Origin of the sequence: Streptomyces sp. SID12501 (assembly GCF_010550245.1) — a bacterium.
Taxonomy (GTDB): domain Bacteria; phylum Actinomycetota; class Actinomycetes; order Streptomycetales; family Streptomycetaceae; genus Streptomyces.
This window is the reverse complement of the sequence record NZ_JAAGLU010000540.1, coordinates 1-465: the sequence shown is the minus strand read 5'-3', so window position 1 is coordinate 465 and position 465 is coordinate 1. Positions and strand designations below refer to the sequence as shown.

At 66.7% G+C, this 465-nt stretch carries 1 protein-coding gene; it reads left to right on the top strand.

Annotated elements, in window-relative coordinates; translation table 11 throughout:
• Positions 1-44 precede the first annotated feature (44 nt).
• The coding region (locus G3I71_RS47180; protein WP_164325096.1) for a hypothetical protein at positions 45-465 on the top strand (421 nt) is incomplete at its 3' end.

The following is a 465-nucleotide window of genomic DNA, read 5'->3' as shown; positions in this document are numbered from 1 at the left end:
GCCAGCTGAAGATCGACGGGCCGCTCGGGGTCCGGAACGTCAACATGAGCAACTACAAGCGCGGCACGCGGTTCCTCTACGCCGCGCAGACCAACACGCTCGGAACGTGGACGTTCCAGTACCGCGTGTTCGACCCCGAGGGTGGGCAGGGCTCCGCGGTGAAGACCGTGACGCTGCGGATCGTGCCCGTGGCGGTGGACTTCACCTACCAGGTCCGCACGGGCGTCAACGAGGCGCGCATCGACCTCAAGAACCAGCCGGGCATGGCCCCCACGAACTTCAGCGGCACCGTCAAGCTCGTCGACGGCGCGTTCCCCTCGTGCGTGAGCGACCCCGGGGGGCAGGAGTACCACAACGGGATCATCAAGATCCGCACGACCAACAAGAAGGCCGGGACGTGCACGATGCGGTACCAGCTGGCGAGCCCGTCCGACCCGGCCGTGATCTCCGAGGTCAAGACGATCA